This window comes from Candidatus Accumulibacter sp. ACC003 (assembly GCF_907163085.1).
Taxonomy (GTDB): domain Bacteria; phylum Pseudomonadota; class Gammaproteobacteria; order Burkholderiales; family Rhodocyclaceae; genus Accumulibacter.
The window spans coordinates 305111-326260 of the sequence record NZ_CAJQTX010000002.1 but is presented as its reverse complement, the minus strand read 5'-3'; the positions used below and the strand labels follow the sequence as shown (position 1 = coordinate 326260).

14 protein-coding genes are annotated in these 21150 nt (G+C 66.2%); 5 read left to right on the top strand and 9 right to left on the bottom strand.

Annotated elements, in window-relative coordinates; translation table 11 throughout:
- The first annotated feature begins 61 nt into the window (after positions 1 to 61).
- Together QZ656_RS05200 and QZ656_RS05195 are read left to right on the top strand one after the other, a co-directional pair.
- The gene (locus QZ656_RS05200; RefSeq protein ID WP_291992389.1) at positions 62 to 1246 is read left to right on the top strand and encodes an acyl-CoA dehydrogenase; all 1185 of its coding nucleotides are present in this window, start codon (positions 62 to 64) and stop codon (positions 1244 to 1246) included.
- Positions 1247 to 1293: 47 nt separating this feature from the next.
- Positions 1294 to 2514 (top strand): CaiB/BaiF CoA-transferase family protein, encoded by a 1221-nt coding sequence (locus QZ656_RS05195; protein WP_366522104.1) that lies wholly within the window; start codon positions 1294 to 1296, stop codon positions 2512 to 2514.
- A 3-nt stretch (positions 2515 to 2517) separates the two neighbouring features.
- On the opposite strand, the gene QZ656_RS05190 is transcribed toward QZ656_RS05195, so the two are convergent.
- The 6 genes from QZ656_RS05190 to QZ656_RS05165 all read right to left on the bottom strand — a co-directional run bounded on the left by QZ656_RS05190 (position 2518) and on the right by QZ656_RS05165 (position 10435).
- The gene (locus QZ656_RS05190) at positions 2518 to 3585 is read right to left on the bottom strand and encodes an IS630 family transposase (RefSeq protein ID WP_291991544.1); all 1068 of its coding nucleotides are present in this window, start codon (positions 3583 to 3585) and stop codon (positions 2518 to 2520) included.
- 154 nt (positions 3586 to 3739) lie between these two features.
- Positions 3740 to 5086 carry a sigma-54 dependent transcriptional regulator gene (locus QZ656_RS05185; protein ID WP_291992388.1) on the bottom strand — a complete coding sequence of 449 codons (1347 nt, stop codon included), beginning with the start codon at positions 5084 to 5086 and terminating at the stop codon, positions 3740 to 3742.
- An 11-nt stretch (positions 5087 to 5097) separates the two neighbouring features.
- Positions 5098 to 6948 carry an ATP-binding protein gene (locus tag QZ656_RS05180; RefSeq protein ID WP_291992387.1) on the bottom strand — a complete coding sequence of 617 codons (1851 nt, stop codon included), beginning with the start codon at positions 6946 to 6948 and terminating at the stop codon, positions 5098 to 5100.
- Between the two features lie 4 nt (positions 6949 to 6952).
- Positions 6953 to 7384: a DUF1850 domain-containing protein gene (locus QZ656_RS05175; protein ID WP_291992386.1), complete on the bottom strand. Its 432-nt coding sequence runs from the start codon at positions 7382 to 7384 to the stop codon at positions 6953 to 6955.
- Positions 7348 to 9384: a TRAP transporter permease gene (locus QZ656_RS05170; RefSeq protein ID WP_291992385.1), complete on the bottom strand. Its 2037-nt coding sequence runs from the start codon at positions 9382 to 9384 to the stop codon at positions 7348 to 7350. The genes QZ656_RS05175 and QZ656_RS05170 overlap by 37 nt, the downstream gene beginning before the upstream one ends.
- 100 nt (positions 9385 to 9484) lie before the next feature.
- Positions 9485 to 10435, bottom strand: coding sequence for a TAXI family TRAP transporter solute-binding subunit (locus QZ656_RS05165; RefSeq protein ID WP_291992384.1), 951 nt, complete (start codon positions 10433 to 10435; stop codon positions 9485 to 9487).
- A gap of 379 nt (positions 10436 to 10814) precedes the next feature.
- Between QZ656_RS05165 and QZ656_RS05160 the strand changes: the two genes are divergently transcribed.
- Positions 10815 to 11642, top strand: a complete 828-nt coding sequence (locus tag QZ656_RS05160; RefSeq protein ID WP_291992383.1) for a PP2C family serine/threonine-protein phosphatase — start codon at positions 10815 to 10817, stop codon at positions 11640 to 11642.
- On the opposite strand, the gene QZ656_RS05155 is transcribed toward QZ656_RS05160, so the two are convergent.
- Together QZ656_RS05155 and QZ656_RS05150 are read right to left on the bottom strand one after the other, a co-directional pair.
- Entirely contained in the window at positions 11636 to 12535 is a 900-nt protein-coding gene (locus tag QZ656_RS05155; protein ID WP_291992382.1) for an AEC family transporter, read from the bottom strand. The two genes, QZ656_RS05160 and QZ656_RS05155, sit on opposite strands and share 7 nt — an antisense overlap.
- A gap of 24 nt (positions 12536 to 12559) precedes the next feature.
- Positions 12560 to 13723: a CaiB/BaiF CoA-transferase family protein gene (locus QZ656_RS05150; RefSeq protein WP_291992381.1), complete on the bottom strand. Its 1164-nt coding sequence runs from the start codon at positions 13721 to 13723 to the stop codon at positions 12560 to 12562.
- A gap of 432 nt (positions 13724 to 14155) precedes the next feature.
- Between QZ656_RS05150 and QZ656_RS05145 the strand changes: the two genes are divergently transcribed.
- Complete coding sequence (locus QZ656_RS05145) at positions 14156 to 18436, top strand: DUF748 domain-containing protein (protein WP_291992380.1); 4281 nt, start codon at positions 14156 to 14158, stop codon at positions 18434 to 18436.
- Positions 18433 to 19857 (top strand): YihY/virulence factor BrkB family protein, encoded by a 1425-nt coding sequence (locus QZ656_RS05140; protein WP_291992379.1) that lies wholly within the window; start codon positions 18433 to 18435, stop codon positions 19855 to 19857. The genes QZ656_RS05145 and QZ656_RS05140 overlap by 4 nt, the downstream gene beginning before the upstream one ends.
- Here QZ656_RS05140 and QZ656_RS05135 read toward each other — a convergent pair.
- Entirely contained in the window at positions 19826 to 21136 is a 1311-nt protein-coding gene (locus QZ656_RS05135) for a homoserine dehydrogenase (protein ID WP_291992378.1), read from the bottom strand. The genes QZ656_RS05140 and QZ656_RS05135 overlap by 32 nt on opposite strands.
- Between the last annotated feature and the right edge of the window lie 14 nt (positions 21137 to 21150).

The following is a 21150-nucleotide window of genomic DNA, read 5'->3' as shown; positions in this document are numbered from 1 at the left end:
TGCCGCCGATCGCCTTCCGCGGATCTCCGCTTCGGTGGCGAAAACCAGCAGGGAGACGTGCATGAGCAAGACAGCGAAAGCGAGATTTGATTGGGCCGACCCCTTGCTGCTCGAGGCGCAGCTCAGTGAGGACGAGCGCCTGTTGCGCGATGCGGCGCGCGACTACTGCCAGGGAAGCCTGCTGCCGCGCGTCCAGGATTCGTTTCGGCACGAGCGGACCGACCCGGCGATTTTCCGCGAAATGGGCGAAATGGGCCTGCTCGGTTCGACGATTCCACCCGAGTATGGCGGTGCCGGGCTCAACTACGTCAGTTATGGCCTGGTCGCCCGCGAGGTCGAGCGCGTCGATTCGGGCTATCGCTCGATGATGAGCGTGCAGTCGTCGCTGGTGATGGTGCCGATCTACGTCTTCGGCACCGAGGAGCAGAAGCGCAGGTACCTACCGCAACTGGCGAGCGGCGAGTTGATCGGCTGCTTCGGCCTGACCGAGCCCAATCACGGCTCCGATCCCGGCAGCATGATCAGCCGCGCGCGCCGGGTCGACGGCGGCTATCGACTGTCGGGCAGCAAGATGTGGATCACCAATTCACCGATCGCCGACGTCTTCATCGTCTGGGCCAAGGACGACGCCGGTACGATTCGTGGCTTCATCCTCGACAAGGGAATGAGCGGCCTGTCGGCGCCGGCGATCCACGGCAAGGTCGGCTTGCGCACGTCGATCACCGGCGAGATCGTCATGGACGAGGTGTTCGTTCCCGAGGAGAACGCCTTGCCGGACGTTCGCGGCCTCAAAGGGCCGTTCACCTGCCTCGATTCGGCGCGCTACGGCATCTCCTGGGGCGCGCTCGGCGCTGCCGAGTTCTGTTGGCACACGGCGCGGCAATACACGCTAGACCGCCAGCAGTTCGGTCGTCCGCTGGCAGCCAATCAGCTGATCCAGAAGAAGCTGGCCGACATGCAGAGCGAAATAACGCTGGCGCTGCAAGGCTGTCTGCGCCTCGGACGGATGAAGGACGACGGCAGCGCGACCCCCGAGATGACCTCGATGATGAAGCGCAACTCCTGCGGCAAGTCGCTGGACATTGCCCGCTGCGCACGCGACATGCTGGGTGGCAACGGTATCTCGGACGAGTTCGGCGTCATCCGCCATATGGTCAACCTCGAGGTGGTCAACACCTACGAAGGGACGCACGACGTGCACGCCCTGATCCTCGGCCGGGCGCAGACCGGCATCGCCGCCTTCTGAATCCGCCGACCGAGCTTCCGGCCGACGCGGCGAGCCAGCGCGGCGCATTGTCGCACCTGCGCGTGCTCGACCTGTCGCGCGTCCTCGCCGGACCGTGGGCCAGCCAGTTGCTGGCCGACCTCGGCGCCGAGGTGATCAAGGTCGAGCGCCCTGGCTGCGGCGACGACACGCGTAGCTGGGGGCCGCCGTGGCTGGCCGATGGCGACGGCCAGCCGACGCGCGAGGCGGCGTATTTCTTGTGCACCAACCGTAACAAGTACTCGCTGACGGTCGACATCACGCGTCCCGAGGGACAGGAAATCGTTCGCCAACTGGCGCGCGACGCCGATGTGCTGATCGAAAATTTCAAGCTCGGCGGCCTCGCCGGCTACGGCCTCGACTACCCCAGCCTGCACGCGCTCAATCGGCAACTCGTCTATTGCTCGATCACCGGCTTTGGCCACAGCGGACCGTACGCGCCGCGCGCCGGCTACGACTTCCTGATCCAGGGCATGGGTGGACTGATGAGCCTGAGCGGCACGCCCGACGGCGAGCCCGGCGCCGGGCCGCAGAAGGTCGGCGTCGCCCTGACCGACATCCTCACCGGTCTCTACGCCGGCAACGCCATTCTCGCCGCGCTGGCGCATCGTGACCGTGCGGGTTGGCGCAGCGGCGAAGGCCAGCACATCGACCTGGCGCTGCTCGACGTGCAGGTCGCCTGCCTGGCCAACCAGGCGATGAATTATCTGGTTTCCGGCAGCGCGCCCAGGCGGATGGGCAACGCCCACCCGAACATCGTCCCGTATCAGGATTTTCCGACCGCCGACGGCGACATGATCCTGGCGGTCGGCAACGACGGCCAGTTCGCGCGCTTCTGCGCCGTTGCCGGGCATCCCGAATGGGCCAGCGACGAGCGTTTCGCGAGCAACGCAGCGCGCGTCAAGAACCGCCAGCAGTTGATCCCGCTGCTGCGGCAGAATACCGTTCTCCGGACGACCGCCGAATGGATCGCCGCGCTCGAGCAAGCGGCGGTGCCCTGTGGTCCGATCAACGACCTGGCCGGCGTCTTCGCCGACCCGCAGGTGCTGGCGCGCGGCCTGCGCCTCGCGATGCCGCACGCCAGCGGCGGCTTGGCACCACAGGTCGCCAATCCGATCCAGCTATCGGCGACGCCGGTCGAATACCGCAAGGCGCCGCCGACGCTCGGCGAGGATAGCGACGCCGTATTGCGTAGCCTCGGCTACAGCGACAGCCGGATCGCCGCGCTGCGGCGAGCCGGCGTCGTCTAGTGTTTAATTGCATAGATTAACGATAGTATTCCGCAGCTGCGCGCCCTTGACCTCTCGCTTTCGCCAGGCGAATGGGGCGGCGTTCTGGTTGTAAGCCGCGGTGAAGCTGTGAATGGCGGCAACGAGTTGATCCAGGCTCGAGAAGCTGGCGTTTCTCAGGGTCTTGCGCTGGAAGATGCCGAACCAAATCTCCACTTGGTTTAGCCAACTGGCGCTGGTGGGCGTGAAGTGAAAGGTGACGTTGGGGTGAGCGGCGAGCCACTCGTCGTTTTTCTTGTGCGTGTTGAGGTTGTCCAAGATGACGTGGATCTCACGGTCGACGGGTTCATCAGCGATGGTCTCCTCCATGAAGGCCTGGAAATCAGCGCGCTTCTTGGTTAGGGTAGTCTTGCCTCGAATGACGCCGGTGGCCACTTCGAGGGCGGCGAACAGGTTGACCGTGCCATGGCGTTTGTAGGTGCTTTTCAGTCCCTGAACCACCTTTCCGCTACTGGTTTGGACATAGCCGCGCCGACGCTCCAGAGCCTGGATCGAGGGTTTCTCGTCGACGCTCAGGACCAGCGCGTTTTCAGGTGGGTTAAGGTACAACCCGATGACATCCGCTGCTTTGGCGGCGAACTCTGGGTCCGTGCTCACGCACCAGGAGCGATGCCGCTGCAGCTGGATGCCCTCCCGACGCAACACGCGCCACACGGCATCGTCCGATACTTCCAGCGCCTTCGCCAGCGAACCACCATCCCAACTTGCCATACCTTCCGGCGGTGTCCGTTCGAGTTGCGCCAGAATGCGGTCACGCAGATCCTGCCCGTACTTCGCCGGCTTGCCCGGCCGCGCAGCATCACGCAAGCCCGACAAACCATGCTCGGCAAAGCGCCGACGCCACAGCCCCACCGTGTTCGCACGTACGCCAACTGCGCGGGCAACCTCGTCGTTTCGCAGACCCTCCAAACAACCCAGCACGATTCTCGCTCGCTCGGCCAAGCGAACCTCGCCACTGCGACTCCGTGACATACGCTCCAATTCCTCCTTCACCTCCGCTGTGCAAGACAGCGCCACCGCCACACGTCCCACCACATCTCCTCCACCACGAAGCAATGGAGAAGCATGATAGTTACTACCGGTTAATAATGCAATTAGACACTAGAGTGCGCCGATCAAGCTGGCGCGCAGCGGCGCTGCGCTGGCCGATTGCCGCCGGCGTTCGCCGATCGCCAGCGGCCGCTGCTCAGCGCGCTGGCGGCGGCGCGGCGCGAAAACGTGTGACGTCGACCTCGAGCTTGGCGAGCTTGTCGTAGAGCGTCTTGCGCGGGATGCCGAGCGTCGCCGCGGCGCCGGCGATCTCGCCTTGCGTTTCTTGCAGGGCGTTCTCGATCAGCAGTAGTTCAAAGGCCGCGACGCGTTGTGGCATGCTCAAGCCGCTGTCGGGAGCGTCGGGCGAATGGGCATGCGGCCGCCAGACGCCGAGCACGAAGCGCTCGGCGGCGTGCTGCAGTTCGCGGACATTACCCGGCCAGTCCTGCGCCATCAGCCAGTCAGCGATGGCCACTGGCATGGCCGGCAGCGCACGGCCGTAGCGGTCGGCCGCCTCGAGACAGAAAACCTTGAACAGCGGCTCGATATCCTCGCGCCTTTCGCGTAGCGGTGGCGCCAGCAAGGTGACGACATTCAGGCGGTAATAGAGATCGGCGCGAAAGTGGCCGGCCTCGCTGGCCGCCTTGAGGTCGACCTTGGTCGCCGCGACGACGCGGCAGTCGAGCGGCAGTAGGCGATTCGATCCCAGGCGCTCGACGACACGCTCCTGCAGCACGCGCAGCAACTTGGCCTGCAGGCCGAGCGGCATGCCTTCGATCTCGTCGAGGAACAGTGTACCGCCGCTGGCGTGTTCGATCTTGCCGGCGCGGCTGCGCGTGGCGCCGGTATAGGCGCCGGGCTCGACGCCGAACATCTCGCTCTCGAAGATCGCTTCCGGCAGCGCCGCGCAATTGACGGCGACGAAGTGGCCACTCCGTCGTCGCCCGGCCTGATGCAAACCGCGGGCGACGCGTTCCTTGCCGGTACCGGTTTCGCCGTGGATCAATACGTCGACTTCGGTATCGCCCAGCTCGGCGATCAAGGTGCGCAGCTGGCACATCGCCGGGCTATTACCGAGCAGGCCAGCGACGCCGGAGTTTTGCGCCAGGCGCGCTTTCAAGGCCCGGTTCTCGAGCACCAGGCGGCGCTTTTCGATGGCGCGGCGGACGACGTCGACGAGTCGCTCGGGGGCGAACGGCTTTTCGATGAAATCGTAGGCGCCGGCGCGCATCGCGTCGACGGCCATCGAGACGTCGCCGTGGCCGGTGACCAGAATCACCGGCAGGTCGGCGTCGACGGCGACAACGCGGCGCAGCAGCTCCAGGCCGTCGATTCCCGGTAAACGAACGTCGGTGACCAGGACCACCGCCTGAGCGGCCGTCAGCCGGGCCAGCGCCGGCTCGGCGCGCGCAAAATCGTCCACCGGCAGGTCGGCCAGCGCAAAGGTCTGGCAGCCGGCGGCGCGTACCGCGTCGTCGTCCTCGACGTAAATGACCCGCATCGCTGCTTCCTTCACTCGATTGTCTCGTTTGCGACGGCGGACTCGGCCGCCGGCTGCAAGGTGCTCGCCGGCCAGCGCGCGCGAACCACTGTTCCGCTCCCTTCACCGCCGTCGCCGGCAGCGATTTCGAAGCGCCCGCCCGAACCCTCGACGAGATCGCTGACGATCGGCAGGCCCAGCCCGAGACCCTGGCCAAGCGGCTTCGTTGAAAAGAACGGCTGGCTGATCCGCTCGCGCAATTCGGCGGGGATTCCCGGGCCATTGTCGGCGACTTCCAGCCGCCGCTCGCCGTTGCTGAGCGATGCCCGCAATTCGATGACCGCGTCGGCCCGGCCGGCAAGCGCATCGACGGCGTTGCCGAGAAGATTCGACAAGACCTGCTCGAGTGCCTGCGCTTCGAGCGGAAACTCGATCGGCTCTGCCGACACCCGCAGGCTGATTCCCGCGTCTTCGAGCCGCCTGGCGAACCAGCCGGCGACCGTGGCGATCGTCGGCCGTACCGGCGCACGGCCGGCTGGCGAACGCCGCAGCGAGGTACTCTGGCGCGACGCGAAAACCTTCAGCTGCGCCGTCAGGCGCGCCATGCGCTCGATCAGCTCGATGATCTGGTGCAGATTATCCTGCAGCGGTTCGAAGCGGCGACGTTCGATGAAAGTCAGACTGTTGCCGGCAAAGCCACGCAGCGCCGACAGCGGCTGATTGAGTTCATGCGCCACACCGGCGGCCATCTGGCCGAGCGCCGCCAGTCGGTTGGCTTCGATCAGTGCGCGTTGGGCAACGCGCAACTTCTGCTCGGCGCTGACGCGCTCGTCGATCTCGCGCTGCAGGCGGTCGTTGGTGGCCGCCAGGTCGGCGGTGCGTTCGCTGACCGTTCGCTCGAGTACGCTCTGCGCGCTCAAGCGCTCGCGCAGCCGGCGGGCGCGCTGCCGCCAGTACAGGCTACCAACGACCACGACGCACAAGCCGAGCCCGACGGCCAGCGTCAGCGAACGTGCGGCGGCCGCCGCCGGCGCGGTATCGGCGAGGATCAGCATGCGCCAGTCGATCCACTGCAGCTGCCGCTGCTGAACGACGAATTGGCGTCCGTCGAGCGCCACGCGCTGCTCGTCCAGCCACTGCAGCGGCAGTGGCGCGAGCCTTTCGGTGAAATACTGGCGGGTTTCCTGCAACTGCCGTCGTGACTCGGCCGTCAGGAGCGTCAGGGTGGCGAAGTTCCAGGCCGCGTTGGACGACAGCGCGACGACGCCGTGCTGGTCGACGACCATCAGCGACTCGCCGCTCTCGGCCCAGGTGCTTTCGAGCACGTCGAGTTCGACCTTGACGGCCAGCACGCCGACGACCCGGCCGTCGTCGAGAACCGGGTGGGCAATAAAAAAACCGGGCACGCGCGTCGTCACCCCGACGCCGAAGAACATCCCGCTGCCGCCCGCCAGGGCGACGCGAAAGTACGGTCGGAAGCCGTAGTTCTGACCGACGAAACTGTCGGCGCCACGCCAGTTGCTGGCCGCCAGGGTCTTGCCGGTCGGGTCCATCAGGTACAGCATCGCCGCGTCGCTGCGCTGCCGCATCCGTTCGAGCAGGTCGTTGACCTCGGCGATGCGCGTCGGCTTGCCGGGGTCGGCGAGCAACTTGCGGAGCGCCGGATGCTCGGCGAGCACCGCCGGCAGGCTGGCGAAGCGCTGCAGCTCGGCATTCAGGCTGGCCGACGCCAGCGCCAGGCGCTGGCTGGCGTGCGTCGAGAGTTCGTCGACGCCGGCGTGAAAGCGGTAGTGGTAGGTCGCAAAGAGCAGCGGCAGCGCCAGCGCGAACGCCGCCAGGACCTTGCGAAGCTTGCGCTGGCGCGCTTTGCCTGGCCCCGGCATGGTGTCAATCGCCGTGCTGGCCGGGCGGCGGCGCGTCGCTGCAGGCGCGGACCTCGGTGACGCCGCCATCGGACGGCAGCAGCGTCGCCAGCGACACGCAGGTGCCGCCATCGGCGCACCAGTCATAGTCGGCGGTGTAGGGCGAGCGCGTCAGCCGCAAGACGCTGTGCGTGCTGCGCGGATGCCATTGCCAGACGCCGTTGCGCAGCACCGCGCCGGCCGGCGGTTCCATGCCGGCGCCGTGCCCGCGTACCCGTACCGACTCGAGCAGTAGCTCCTTGCCATGCACGATCCAGTCTTCCTCCCAGCGGATCTTTTCGATCGAATGCGTCCACGCCAGAGTAAAGGCGTTGCTGGCCAGCAGCACGCTGGCCACTGCCGTCGCCAGGCAGAGCGCCATCAGCTGCGCAGCGGCGCCAGGCGGCGCGAACGCCACACGTGCCAGCCGAGGACGGCTGCCGCGAGAGCAAAACCCGCCTCGTCGCTGATCGGCAGTGCAACCACCAGCAGCGACGCGGCGGCGAAGGCCAGCACGCGTTCGACGAGGTTCATCGGCGTATGGAAGTAGCCGACCACTGCCGTTCCCCAGAGGGTCACCGCCAGCAAGGCCTTGAACACCACGTAAGCGGTCGCCATGAGGCCTTTGTCGCCCTGCAGCATCAGTTCCGGCGCATAGACCGCCATGTACGGGACGACGAAGCCGGCGATGGCGATCTGCACGGCGCGGACGCCGATCTTCAGGCCGGACTCCTGGGCGATCGGCGCCGCGGCGAAAGCGGCGAGCGCCACCGGCGGCGTCAGGTCGGCCATGATCCCGAAATAGAAGACGAACATGTGCGAAACGATCAGCGGCACGCCGAGGTCGAGCAGCGCTGGCGCGGCGATCGAACTGGTGATGATGTAGTTGGGAATCGTCGGGATTCCCATGCCGAGAATCAGGCAGGTCAGCATGGTCAGCAGCAGCGACATGAACAGGCTGCTTTCGCCGACCTGGATGATGTAGCCGGCGAAGGTCGTCGCGCCACCGGTCAGCGTCAGCGAGCCGATGATCACCCCGACCAGCGCACACGCCACGCCCACCGGCAAGGCGTGTAGCGCACCGTCGGCGAGCGCCTGCACCGCCAGGCGGAGCGTCGCGCGGCCATCCTGGCGTGGCGCCAGCAGGACCGCCAGCGTGGCGATCACGGCGATCACCGCGATGATGCCCAGCGACACAAACGCCGAACACGCCAGCCCCAGGGCAATCCAGAACAGCATCCGCAGCGCGGTGCCGTTCAAGCCGCGGCTGAACGAGGCGCCGAAGATCAGGACTACCGTCAGCGCCAGCCCGACCATCCCCGAGAACATCGGCGTGAAGCCGGCAAACAGCAGATAGACCAGGCTGATCAGAGGCAGCAGCAGGTACCAGCGCTTGCGCAGTGCCACCCAGGGGTCGGGGCATTGCTCCTTGGGCATCCCGAACAGGCCGGCACGGCCGGCTTCGAGGTGCACCATCCAGACGACCGTGAAGAAGTAGAGCATCGCCGGGATCGCCGCCGCTTTGGCGATGTCGACGTAGGGCACGTTGATCGTCTCGGCCATGATGAAGGCCACGGCGCCCATCACTGGCGGCATGATCTGGCCGCCCATCGAACTGGTGGCCTCGACCGCGCCGGCAAAGTCGGCGCGGTAGCCGAATTTCTTCATCAGCGGGATCGTGAACTGGCCGGTGGTCACGACGTTGGCGACACCGGAGCCGTTGATCGTCCCCATCAGTCCCGACGACACCACCGCAACCTTGGCTGGACCGCCCTTGGTGTGACCGACCGTGCCGAGCGCAAAATCGGTGAACAGCTGAATCATGCCGGCCTGCTCGAGGAAGGCACCGAAAAGAATGAACAGGAAGATGTAGCTCGAAGACACATAGATCGGCGTGCCGTAGATGCCTTCGGCACCGAAGGCGAGCTGGCCGACGATCTGGTCGAATCCATAGCCGCGATGCTGCAGGACGCCCGGAAAATATTCGCCGAACATCGCGTAGCCGAGAAAGCACAGGCAGATCAGCGGTAGCGCAAAGCCCATGATCCGTCGCGCCGCTTCGAAGACCAGGACCAGGGTGACGATGCCGACGAACATGTCGGCGTCGGTCATCTCGCCGGCGCGCTGCACCAGCTCGGCTTCGAAGACCCAGTGATAGCTGGCCAGGACGAAAGCGCCGAAGCCGACGGCCTTGCCGAGCACGCTGGTGCCGGCGTACGCACCGCCACGCCAGGGGTGGATGAGGAAGGTCAGCAACAGCAGGAAGCCGACGTGCACGGCTCGTACGACGGTGCTCGACAGTGGGCTGAACGCCGAGGTCACCAGCTGGAACACGGAAAACACGATCGCGACATAGAAAACGAGGCGCGGGATACCGCCACCACCTTCGGCGGACGACGCGGAAACGGAACTGGTCATGGCGAACTCCGGGACAGGACGTCGGCGGGAAAATCCAGCTGGCAAGCGCATTGCCGGGCGGCCCGAGGGACGCACCGGCAGGACCTACGGAAGGGCGCGCTTACTTGATCAGGCCACGTTCGCGATAATACTTCTCGGCACCCGGGTGCAGCGGAATCGGCAGGCCGCTGGTGGCGTCTTCGAGCTTGATCTGACGCGCGGCCGAGTGCGCGCTGATCAGTCGCGGCAGGTTCTCGTAGAGGCCCTTGGTCATCTGATAGACCTCGTCGGTGGACACCTTGGCGTTGGTCACCAGCAGATTGTTAATCGCTGCGGTGGCTACCGCGGCGCTCTGGCCGTCGTAGGTATTGGCCGGAATCGTCGCCGCGCGGTACGCCGCGTCGCCGACCTTGGCGACGACGTCGGCCGGAATCGGTACGAAGTTAACTTTGACCGCCGCCGAGAGGTCGCGCAAGGCGGCCACACCGAGACCAGCCGACTGCAGGGTGACGTCGATCTGTCGGTTCTTCATCAGTTCAACGGACTCGCCGAACGGCAGGTACTCGACCTTGGCGAAATCGCTGTACGACAGCCCGGCGGCCTTGAGGATCGCGCGCGCGTTGATCTCGGTACCCGAACGCGGCGCGCCGACCGAAATGCGCTTGCCCTTGAGATCCGCCAGCGTCTTGATGTTGGCGTCGGCCAGGGCGACGATCTGGATGTAGTTGGGATAGATCGAGGCGACCGCGCGCAGCTTGTCGAGGGGCTTGCTGAAGCCGGCATCGGCGTCGCCCTTCCAGGCGTCTGACGCCGCATCGGCCAGCGTGAAGCCGATTTCGCCGCGACCCGCCTGCAACAGGTTGAGGTTCTCGGCCGACGCCTTGGTGGACTGCACCTGTACTTTCGAGTCGGGAATGATTTCGCCGTAGATTTGCGACAAGGTCACCCCCAGCGGGTAATAGACGCCGCTGGTACCGCCGGTCAGGACATTGACGAAGGTCGTCGCCGACGCCGCGGCGGTGAGCAATGCAAACAGGGCGCCGAACGCGCACTTGCGAACAAAAGCTTTCATCAGCAGTCTCCATATAAAGTTTTAATTTATCGACCCATTGGCGGTCCCTGAATGTTAAGCAAGCACCGTGCCATCGCCAGCGCCACCAGAAGATACGCCGCCAGGCGTCGGCCTCCTGGCGACTGGCCTGAAACAGCTGGAAACGATTCTGACATCTTTGGCGGAATTGCAGAACCGTTCGCCTCGCCTATTCCGAAATTTCGGAACGGTCGGCCGGCGATCGTCGGCGCTCGGCAGTCGTCGATTGCTGCTGAGCGGCGATCGGCGCCGCTGATGGCACAATGAGCGCTATCTTCGAAAAGGAGTTGCCAGTGATTGTCGGCGCGGTTTCAATACCCCAGGCGCAGCACCAGATGCCGGCTGCGGTCGGCGGCGAGCGATGAGCACGTCAGCGGCGGAGTTCACGGTCCAGGCGTGCATGGCCAGCGACATTGGCTGCCAGCGCGAGAGCAACGAGGACGCGGTCGCCTTCGTTTGCCCGGACGACGCCGATCTGCAGCAGCGGCTGGGCGTCCTGGCGGTCGTCGCCGACGGCATGGGTGGCCACCTGGGTGGCGAAGTGGCGAGTGCGCTGGCGATCGAGACGATTTGCCGCAGCTATTTCGCGACGCCGGCCGATCAGGATCCCTTGCGCGCCATCGAGCTGGCGGTACTGCAGGCGAACCGCGACATCTATCGCGCCGGCCAGGCCGATCCGGCGCTGGCCGGGATGGGGACGACGGCGACCGCATTGGTTCTGCTGCCGACGCGGGCATTCTTTGCGCACGTCGGTGACAGCCGTCTCTACCGTTGCGCGCAGGGGCGTTGCAGCCAGCTGACCGACGACCACACCCTGGTCGAGCAGATGCTCAAGGACGGGCTGATCGGCGCCGAGGAGGCCCGTCGCCACCCGCTGCGCAACATGCTCCTGCGCTCGCTTGGAACGGTCTGTGGCTTGCGCGTCGCCGTCCAGCGCTGCGACGCGCCGGCCATCGGCGACACTTTCGTCCTCTGTTCGGACGGCTTGTACGGATCTGTCGAGCCTGCCGATATCGCCGAAATAGTCGGCTCTCTGGAACCCGAGGCAGCGTGCCAGCGCCTGATCGAGCTCGCCCGCGAGCGTGATGGCAGCGACAATATTTCGGTCGGCGTCATCGTTATCCGGGCCATCGAAGCGGCTGGCCAGGCGCTGCCGGCCCGGCACTCGCGGCCTGCGGCGGTTCAGTAACGCAAGGCGATCGTCAGCCAGACCGGCAGCGTGAACATCGCCACGACGGTGTTGGCCGAGACCAGCCAGGCGACTCCCGGGCCATCGCCAGCCATGCGCACGGCCAGGATGTACGCCGAGGTGGCCGTCGGCAGCGCGCCGAAAACGATCACCGTATCGAAATAGACGCCGCTCAGGCCGAGGCTGGACGCGGCAAAAAGGGCGGTCGCCGGCACCGCCAGCAGTTTCACCGCCAACAGGTAACACGAAGCGCCGTGTGAGCCCGAGCTGCCGCGCAGCTTGAGCGCCGCACCGACGGCCAGCAACCCGAGGGCGACCGCCGCGTCGCTGAGCCGGCCCAGCGACGCGGCGACGGCGGCGGGCAGCGTCAGGCCGCTACTACTGAACAGAAAGCCGGCCAGAGTCGCCAGCAAGAGCGGGTTGCGGGCCATTTCTCGGAGCACGCCGAGATTGCCGTGGCGGGCCAGCATCCACACCGAGGCGATGTTGGCCAGCGGCACCATCGCGCCGATCAGGATGCCCATCGTCGCAATTCCTGCGGCGCCGTGCAGTTTGCCGATGACCGCCAGGCCGATGTATGAATTGAAGCGGAAGGCGCACTGGAAGCGCGACGCGAAGGCCGCTTTGTTCGACCCGAACAGTGGCTTGGCGAGCAGGCCGAGGACGGCGCCGCAGGCGAGCGCCGCCGCGCCGCTGGCGAACAGCGGCGCGGCAGTAACGAAGTCGATGCGGGTGCTGGCCAGGGCCTTGAACAACAGCGCCGGGAAGAGCACGAAGTACACCAGTTTTTCCAGCCCGCTCCAGAAGTGCTCGCCAAAATCGACCAGCCGGTAAAGCGCCCAGCCGAGAACGATCAGCCCGAAGTCGGGTAGCAGGAGCAGGATGCCTTGCACGCTATCGGGCGCCGCTGCGGCGTTTCAGATGACTCGTTGCGCGCGCAGCGTGGCGATCTCGGCACCGCTGAAACCGGCCTCGCCAAGGATCTCGTCGCTGTGCTCGCCAGCGGCCGGTGCGGCGCGCGGCGCCGTGAAAGGCCGGTCGCTGATCTTGAACGGCGGTGCGAACTGCTTGACGCCAGCGACCTCGACGATCATGCCGCGGGCGCGTAACTGCTCGTTCTCCAGACTCTCCTCAAAACGCAGCACCGGCGTCACGCAGCAGTCCACGTGTTCAAAAATGCTCGTCCATTCGGCGAAAGTGCGCGAGCTGAAGATCGCCTCCAGCTCGCGGCGGATGCCTTGTCCCTCGCTGCCGGTGGCGAAAGCGAAGGCGCTGAGGTCGGGGCGCTCGAGCGTCGCGCACAGCGTCTGCCAGAATTTGGGCTCCATCGCGCTGACCGCCAAGTGGCGGCCGTCGCCGGTCGCATAGACGCCGTAGCTGGGCATGCCGCCCGACAGCAGGTCTTCACCGCGCGGCAGCGACTGACCGAGGCCGAGTACCGTCAGCAGCGGGAACAGCGTGTGCGCGAAAACGCCGTCGGTCATCGCCACGTCGACGTAGCGGCCACGGCCGCTGCTGCGCGCCTCGACGACCGCGGCGAGCAGTCCGACGAGCGCGTTCAAGGAGCCCCCGAGGATGTCGCCGATCTGGAAGTTGGGGATTGCCGGCGCACCGCCAGCGACGCCGATCTGGTCGAGCAGGCCGCTGTAGCCGAGGTAGTTGAGGTCGTGACCGGCGCGGTCGCGGTACGGTCCGTCCTGGCCATAGCCGGTGATCGCGCAGTAGACGACGCAGGCATTGGTCGCCTCGACCGCCGCATAGCCGACGCCGAGCTTGTCCACGACGCCCGGGCGAAAACCCTCGACGATGACGTCTGCCGCAGCGGCGAGGCGCATGAAGGCCGCGACGCCGGCCGCCTGCTTGAGGTCCAGTATCAGGCTGCGCTTGTTGCGATTGACCATCTCGAAGTAGCTGACGCCACCGTGGACGGCGCCGGCGCTGCGCGCGTAGTCACCGCCGCCGGGGTCCTCGATCTTGATCACGTCGGCACCCAGGTCGGCGAGGTGCATGGTTGCCAGAGGCCCCGGCAATAGCCGCGTGAGGTCGAGAACGCGAAGGCCGGCGAGAGGAGGTGGGCGCATGAGGACGGGCTTTCAAAGGACGATTGCGGGCGGGCGGCCCACGGCCGCTGCGCTAGCGCGATGAGGCGCAGCGACGGCGCTGGCGAGGGCCACAAAGGCGCATTGTAGCCTTGGCCGGTGCTCGGCGCTGCTGTCGTGCCGGCTGGCCGTCGCTCTTCACTGATCGCGGGACAGCCAGAGCCAGCGGCGTGCGATGCGCATTTTTCCAGCGACGCCGTAACGCGTTATCATGAACTCCGCAGGACTGGACAAGCGCTGCTCGTCAAGACTGGCCGCCGGGTTTTCGGAACAAGCGTCGAGGCCCAGTTGTCGGAACGGGCTATCCCGCCCGGCGCAACGAGTGGCGCCAGTGGCGAATCGATCCGTCGTTGCCGTCCGCTGCGCGGCTCAGGCCGCCCTTATTACCGCGGCGCTGCCATCGTCGTTCATGCCGTGAAAGCTTTGACCATGCTCAACCGCTTGCGAAGCCTCTTTTTCAGAAAACCGCTGATCATCGGCGTCGCTCTGTGCGCGCTGTATGTACTCGGCGGCTTCTTCGCGCTGCCGGCGATTGTCAAGTGGCAGGTCGAGAAACAGGTGCCCGCGCAGCTCGGGCACGCGATCAGCGTCGGCGCCGTGCGCTTCAACCCGCTGTCGTTCAGGTTCGAAGTCGACGACCTCGCGCTCTCGGACCCCGCTGGCCAGCCGCTGCTGGGCTTCAAGCGGCTGCTTATCGATTTCGAACTGCGCAGTATCATCGATCGCGCGTGGACCTTCGCCGAAGTGCGCCTCGAGGCGCCGGTGGTGCACTTTGCGCTCGACAAGGATGGCCGGAACAACTTCGCGTCGCTACTCGAACGCCTGCCGAAAAGTGAACCCGATCAGGACGACGCTGGCTTGCCGCGCTTCATCGTGCGGCGCGTCGCGCTGAGCGATGGCCGCCTCGACTTCTCCGACCAGCTGCTCGACGAGCCGCTGGTGGCGCGCATCGAGCCGCTCTTGGTCGACATCGACGATCTCTCGAGCTTGCCCGAGCACGCCGCCAGCTACCGTCTGTCGGCACGAACCGCCGGCGACGAGACGGTCGAAACGAGCGGCGAACTGGCGCTCAATCCGATCGCCACGAAGGGGCAGCTGACGCTAAGCGGTCTGCAGCTGAGGACCGTGGCCAGGAGTCTGGCGCGTCTTCTGGCGATCGACTCGCCGGCCGGGAAGGTCGATCTTGCCGGCCGCTTCGACCTCGCCGTCGATGCCGGCGGCACGCTCGCCGGTGTCGTGCAGGAACTCGATTTCGACATCGCCGGCTTGTCGCTCAGCGCTGCCGGAGCGGCGTCGCCGCTGCTGGCGCTGGAGACGCTGTCATTGAAGCAGGGACGCGTCGACCTCGCTGCACGCGCAGCAACTCTGCCCACTATCCGCCTGGCGAAGGGCCGGGTCGCCGTCGCTTTCGACGACGACGGCAAGCTCAACTGGGAAAAACTGCTGCGTGCCACCGCGACGGCGCCTGCCGAGCAGGCGCCGGCAACCGTGGCTGCAGAGGCGGCGGCAAAAGCGCCGGTAATGGCGACTACCGAGCGGCAAACGGTTGCACTCGCTGCTGCAAAAACGGCGGCCGGCGCTGCCGACGGCCCAGCGATTGCGGCGATACCCGGAGGGGCGGCGGCCGTGCCAGGAGCGTGGCGAGTGGTCATCGACAGCGCCGAGATCTCGGAGGTCGAGTTCGCCTACGCGGACCCGGCGCAGGCGCTGGCCATCGACGTCGCCGCGCTTGCTTTCGAGGCTGCACCGTCGATTGAGCTGGCGGCGGCCGGGACACGCGTCGAGCTGGGGCTGCCAAAATTGTCGCTTAGCGACACGCGGCTCAAGAGCGGTAAGGACACGCTGGTCGTTCCAGAGGGGGTGATCGCCGCCGAGAAGATCGCCATGCTCATCGCCGCCAGTGGTTTCGAGCTTGGTATCGACAAACCACAAACGAGCTTTGACGCGCTGAAGGCGCTGAGCGGGGCCGGCAGCGTCGATCTGCGCAAGGTCGCGATCGCCGGTGAGAAGGTCACCATGCTCATCGCTGCTACTGGTTTCGACCTCGCCATCGACCAACCACAAACGCGCTTTGACGCGCTCAAGGCGTTGAGCGGGGCCGATGGCGTCAATCTGGCTAAGCTCTCGATCGCCAGCGAGAAGCTGTCGCTGGCGCAGAGCGATGCGGCGATGCGGATCGCCGCGGCTGCCGCGCAGGTTTCGATAGCCGGCCTGGCCGCGCATCAGGGCGCCGATCGCCTTGGCTGGCAGGACGCCGCTCTCAAGGTGCGTGCCGTCGCCGCCACGCTCGGTCGATCGTCGGCCTCGGGCTTGAACCTGCGCTTCGATGATGTGGCGCTGAAGTTGCAGGCGCTCGGCGCCGTTGCTCTCGGCGCGTCGTCGGAAGTCGCGCGCATCGCGACGGCAAAGCTTGGCGCCAGCTCGTTACTGGTCGCGCTGCCCGACGGTCCGCTCGATATCCGCGGCGATGGCCTCAGCGTGGCGCTGTCGGATGCGGTTTTTCACAGCCCTGATGACGCGGCGACTGAAATGCTCCGCGCCGCGCAGGCGAAAATATCGGGCGGCGTGTTGCGCCTGCAGGATCGGGTATTCACCGTCGACGAGGTCGTTCTGGCCGATGGCAAGGTGCGGGCCTGGCTTGACGCCGAGGGCCGCTTCAACGGCATGGTCGTGACTCGTGGCGCGGCGGCCGCGGCGGCTGCCGCCGCGCCCGACGCCGACGCCGACGCCGACGCCGACGCAAAGGCGGCGGCAGCGGCCTGGCGGTTGGCCGTCAAGTCGGTCGCCGTCGACAACTTTGCGCTCGCTTTCGAAGATCACAGTGGCGGCCCGCCGCTGGCGGTCGGTCTGGAGGCGATTCGCGCGCGCATCGCCGGTTTCGAAACGGGCGTCAGCACGCCGATGCACATCGAGCTCGCGGCCAGGGTCGCCAGTGGCGGCGAAATCGACGCCCAGGGCAGCGTTCGCGCCGACAATGGCAGCTCGGACCTGCAGATCAAACTGGCGGCGATCGCGCTGGCGCCGGTGCAGCCCTACCTGTCGGAGTTTGCCGAACTGAATCTGGCCTCGGGGACGCTGTCGATCGCTGGCCGTCTGCGCTACGGCGACCCCGCCGCCGACGCCAAGCTGGTTTACAAAGGCGGTTTCGCGGTCGATAAACTGCGCATCGACGAGATCGAACCCGAGCGGCCGTTCGTCACCTGGGACAGCATGGCGTCCGACGACGTGCTGCTGACCGTCGAGCCGAACCGCCTGGACATCGGCGAGCTACGGCTGGTGGCGCCGGCCGGGCGCTTGATCATTGCCGAGGATCAGTCGGTGAATCTGACCGATGTCCTGAAAAAGCCCAAGGACGGCGCAGCCGCCGCCAGCGCCGGCGAGCCGGCCAGCGAGGACGGCGTTGCCGGCGCCGCCACAGCAGACGACGCGGGCGCGACGGTCGATGATCCGTTCCCGGTCAGCATCGCCCGCATGCGCATTTCCAAGGGCGTTCTCGAGTTTGCCGACCTCAGTCTGCGACCACAGTTCGGCACGCGTATGCATGAACTGCAGGGGGTGATCACCGGTCTCGGGACCGATCCGACGCGCAGCGCCAAAGTGCAGCTCGACGCGCGTGTCGACAAGTACGGTTCGGCGAAGATCCGCGGCCAGATCAGCGTTCTGCGCCCCGCCAAGCTGACCGACATCGAGATGACTTTCCGCAACCTGACGATGAGCTCGCTGTCGCCGTACGGCGTCAAGTTTGCCGGCCGCGCAATCAAGAGCGGACAACTGGCGCTTGATCTGCAGTACAAGGTCAAGGACAGCAAGCTGCGTGGCGAGAACAAGATCGTCCTCAAGCACGTGAAACTTGGCGAGAAGGTCGATAGCCCCGGCGCAGCCGACCTGCCGCTCGACCTGGCGATCGCCATCCTGAGTGATTCGCAGGGCGTCATCGACATCGGCCTGCCGGTCAGCGGCGACCTCAATGACCCCAAATTCGCCTACGGTGCGGTGATCGGCAAGGCCTTCGGCAACCTCATTGGCGGCATCATCACGGCGCCGTTCCGGGCGCTTGGCGCGCTCTTCGGTGCCGGCAGCGATAGCCAGCTCGACAGCATCGACTTCGAACCCGGTCGCGCTGTGCTGGCGCCGCCCGAGCGCGAGAAACTCGCCGCCGTCGCCAAGGCGATGAAGGAACGGACGACGCTGACGCTGCTGGTGCCGCCGGCGTACTCGGCCGAAGCAGATACTCCGGCGCTGAAATCGCTCACCGTGCGCACCGACATCGTCGCTCGCATGGGGCTCGATTTGACGCCCGGCGACGATCCGGGTCCGATCGACGCCGCCAACCCGCGCGCACAGGTGGCCATCGAGGCGCTGTTCAGCGCGCGCTACGCCCCCGAAGTTCTGGCGCTGGTGAAGCAGCGGGCGCTTGCCGCCGCGCCGGCCGGCGGGCCGGCAGCGGCGAAATCACCCACGGGCCCGCCGCCGGCGTTCTATCAGAACCTGCTCGATCGCTTGATCAAGGAGCAGCCGGTTTCCGACGAGGAGCTGGCGCAACTCGCCGGCCAGCGCAGCGCGGCGATCGTCGCCGAAATGACCGGCAGCGATGCGCTGGACGGCAAGCGTGTGCGGCTCGGTAAAGCGCGTCCGGCGAGCGCCGCGGACGACAAGGCAGTGACCTTACAGCTCGAACTTGAGGTCGCCAAGTGAAGCCGCTTAGCGATGGCGATTTGCTCGGTCGCCTGGAAAATATCGTCTGGGGCGGACACGGCGCGAGCTTGTCCTTATGGCAGACGCGCGGCCTGCGGGTCGTGCGCACGCTCTCGCTACTGGTCCGCGACGTGCTGGATGGGCAGCTGACGCTGCGCGCCATGAGTCTGGTCTATACGACGCTGTTGTCGATCGTGCCGCTGCTGGCGCTGAGCTTTTCGGTTCTCAAGGCATTCGGCGTGCATAACCAGATTCAGCCGATGCTGCTGAAGTTCCTGGAGCCGCTCGGCAAGGAAGGTGAGGAAATTGCGTCGAACATCGTCGCTTTCATCCAGAACATGAACGTCGGCGTGCTTGGTGCGCTCGGCCTGGCACTGCTGCTCTACACGGCGATTTCCTTGATGCAGAAAATCGAGGAGTCGCTGAACTACATCTGGCACATTCAACGTCACCGGCCGCTTGCCGATCGTTTCAGCCGCTACCTGAGCGTCCTCATGGTCGGTCCGATACTGGTTTTCGCGGCGCTGGGAATCACCGCCACGGTGATGAATATCGAGGCCGTGCGCGGCCTGCTGGCGATCGAGATGCTCGGCCAGCTGGTGCATACGATCAGCCGATTGACGCCTTATCTGCTGGTGATTGCCGCCTTCACCTTTGTTTACATGTTCATCCCCAATGCGCGCGTGCGTCTGCTGCCGGCGCTGGTCGGCGGCACCGCGGGCGGCGTCGCCTGGCAAACCGCCGGTTGGGGATTTGCGACCTTCGTGGCGACGTCGAACCAGTACGCGGCGATCTATTCGAGCCTGGCGATCCTGATTCTTTTCATGATCTGGCTATACCTGAGCTGGCTGATCCTGCTCTTCGGCGCCAGTGTCGCCTTCTACGCCCAGCATCCGGAATACCTCTACCTCGGCGCCGGCGACCGGCGACTGAGCAACCGCATGCGCGAACGGCTGGCGCTGGCGACCATGGCGCTGGTTGCAGACCGCTTCGTCGCTGGCGAGCGCACGCCCTCGCTGAGCGAATTCGTTCGCCGGCTGCGCATGCCGAGTCACGTTCTGCAGACCGTCTTCGAGCCGTTGGAAAAGCAGAAACTGCTGCTCCAGAGCAGCGACGACCCGCCGCTTTACCTGCCCGGGCGCGACCCGACGCAGATCTCCGTGATGCAGATCCTGGAGGCCGTTCGCAAGGCCGGCGAGGAACGCTTCTTTTCACCCGCCTGGCTGCCGCCGTCGGCGGCTGTCGACGACGTCGTCGAACGCCTGCAGCAGGCCTTGGCCGAGTCGGTCGGCCGCATCAGCCTGCGCGAACTGGCGGCGCGCCCGGCGGCAGACGTGTCGCCCGTTGAGCCGGTGCCGCCAGCGGGCGCCGCCGACGACGGCGAAAGCCTTACAGCAGCTGCTCCAGACGCAGCCGGATGATCTTGCCCTGGACCGCGGTCAGTGCTTCGATGCTGACGATTGCCGCGTCGACGTTTCTCTCGCGCGTCTGGTGGGTGAGCATGATGATGTCGGTCTGCTGCTCGTCATCGCCGGGCTCGCGCTGGATCATCGCGTCGATCGAGATGTCGTGGTCGGCGAGAATGCGCGTGACGTCGGCCAGGACGCCGGTCCGGTCTTCGACGCGCAAGCGCAGGTAGTAGCTGGTGACGACGTCGGACATCGGCAGAATCGCCAGGTCGACCATCGCATCGGGCTGGAAGGCGAGGTGCGGAACGCGGTGTTCGGGGTCGGCGGTGTGCATGCGCGTCACGTCGACCAGATCGGCGATCACCGCCGAGGCGGTCGGTTCGGCGCCGGCGCCCTTGCCGTAGTAAAGCGTCGCGCCGACGGCGTCGCCCTTGACCAGGACGGCGTTCATCGCACCCTCGACGTTGGCGATCAGTCGTTTGCTCGGGATCAGCGTCGGATGGACGCGCAGTTCGACACCTTCGGCGGTTCTCTTGGTGATCCCCAGCAGCTTGATCCGGTAGCCGAGTTGCTCGGCGTAGCGGATGTCGGCGGCGTCGAGCGTGCTGATTCCTTCGATGTGCGCGTGCTCGAAGCTCATCGAGTTGCCGAAGGCGATCGCCGACATGATGCTCAGCTTGTGCGCGGCGTCCACTCCCTCGACGTCGAAAGTCGGGTCGGCCTCGGCGTAGCCCAAACGCTGGGCATCCTTGAGGACGGCTTCGAAAGGCAGGCCCTTGTCGCGCATTTCCGAGAGGATGAAGTTGGTCGTGCCGTTGATGATGCCGGCGATCCATTCGATGCGGTTGGCGGTCAAGCCTTCGCGTAGCGCCTTGATGATCGGGATACCGCCGGCGACGGCCGCCTCGAAAGCAACCATCACGCCTTTTGCCTGGGCGGCGGCAAAGATTTCGTTGCCGTGTTTGGCGAGCAAGGCCTTGTTGGCCGTGACGACGTGCTTGCCGTTGGCGATCGCCTGCAGCACCAGCTGCTTGGCGACGTCCTCACCGCCGATCAATTCGACGACGATGTCGACTTCCGGGTCAGCGACCACGGCGAAGGCGTCGTCGCTGACCCGGCAGCCGCCGTCGGTCAGCTGTCGCGTCCGTTCAAGGTTGCGGTCGGCAACGACGCTGACCCGAATGGGACGGCCGGCACGGCGCGCGATTTCTTCGGCATTGCGCTTGAGTACCGAGTACGTACCGCCACCGACGGTGCCGATGCCAAGAAGTCCAACGTTGATAGGTTTCATAGAGCGGCCAGAAG

Bases quoted from the DNA above. Each gene is read 5' to 3' on its own strand.
- QZ656_RS05200 (WP_291992389.1), top strand. From the start codon at position 62: ATGAGCAAGACAGCGAAAGCGAGATTTGATTGGGCCGACCCCTTGCTG.
- QZ656_RS05185 (WP_291992388.1), bottom strand. From the start codon at position 5,086: ATGCGGGTCATTTACGTCGAGGACGACGACGCGGTACGCGCCGCCGGC.
- QZ656_RS05180 (WP_291992387.1), bottom strand. From the start codon at position 6,948: ATGCCGGGGCCAGGCAAAGCGCGCCAGCGCAAGCTTCGCAAGGTCCTG.
- QZ656_RS05170 (WP_291992385.1), bottom strand. From the start codon at position 9,384: ATGACCAGTTCCGTTTCCGCGTCGTCCGCCGAAGGTGGTGGCGGTATC.
- QZ656_RS05165 (WP_291992384.1), bottom strand. From the start codon at position 10,435: ATGAAAGCTTTTGTTCGCAAGTGCGCGTTCGGCGCCCTGTTTGCATTG.
- QZ656_RS05160 (WP_291992383.1), top strand. From the start codon at position 10,815: ATGAGCACGTCAGCGGCGGAGTTCACGGTCCAGGCGTGCATGGCCAGC.
- QZ656_RS05150 (WP_291992381.1), bottom strand. From the start codon at position 13,723: ATGCGCCCACCTCCTCTCGCCGGCCTTCGCGTTCTCGACCTCACGCGG.
- QZ656_RS05135 (WP_291992378.1), bottom strand. From the start codon at position 21,136: ATGAAACCTATCAACGTTGGACTTCTTGGCATCGGCACCGTCGGTGGC.